Here is an 882-nt window from a genome sequence, read left to right as displayed (position 1 = left end):
AGACTCGTGGCAGATAGCTCAGTAACACGTGGCCAAACTACCCTATAGATCCGGCCAACCTCGGGAAACTGAGGCTAATCCGGAATAACGCTTTCAGCCTGGAGTGGCGAGAGCGTGAAACGCTCCGGCGCTATAGGATGTGGCTGCGGCCGATTAGGTAGACGGTGGGGTAACGGCCCACCGTGCCAGTAATCGGTACGGGTTGTGAGAGCAAGAGCCCGGAGACGGTATCTGAGACAAGATACCGGGCCCTACGGGGCGCAGCAGGCGCGAAACCTTTACACTGCACGCGAGTGCGATAAGGGGACTCCAGGTGCGAGGGCATATAGTCCTCGCTTTTCTCGACCGTAGGGAGGTCGAGGAACAAGTGCTGGGCAAGACCGGTGCCAGCCGCCGCGGTAATACCGGCAGCACAAGTGATGACCGCTGTTATTGGGCCTAAAGCGTCCGTAGCTGGCCAGACAAGTTCATCGGGAAATCTGCGCGCCTAACGCGCAGGCGTCCGGTGGAAACTGCCTGGCTTGGGACCGGAAGACCAGAGGGGTACGTCTGGGGTAGGAGTGAAATCCCGTAATCCTGGACGGACCACCGGTGGCGAAAGCGCCTCTGGAAGACGGATCCGACGGTGAGGGACGAAAGCTCGGGTCACGAACCGGATTAGATACCCGGGTAGTCCGAGCTGTAAACGATGTCTGCTAGGTGTGACACAGGCTACGAGCCTGTGTTGTGCCGTAGGGAAGCCGTGAAGCAGACCGCCTGGGAAGTACGTCCGCAAGGATGAAACTTAAAGGAATTGGCGGGGGAGCACTACAACCGGAGGAGCCTGCGGTTTAATTGGACTCAACGCCGGACATCTCACCAGCATCGACAGTGTGCAGTGAC

1 rRNA gene is annotated in these 882 nt (G+C 58.8%); it reads left to right on the top strand.

Going from position 1 to position 882, the window contains the following annotated elements:
* A 16S ribosomal RNA gene (locus tag SM755_RS23300) occupies positions 1-882 on the top strand; the annotation flags it as partial.

It is taken from the genome of Natrialba sp. PRR66 (genome assembly GCF_034808065.1).
Taxonomy (GTDB): domain Archaea; phylum Halobacteriota; class Halobacteria; order Halobacteriales; family Natrialbaceae; genus Natrialba; species Natrialba aegyptia.
This window is presented reverse-complemented; position numbering and strand designations above follow the sequence as displayed.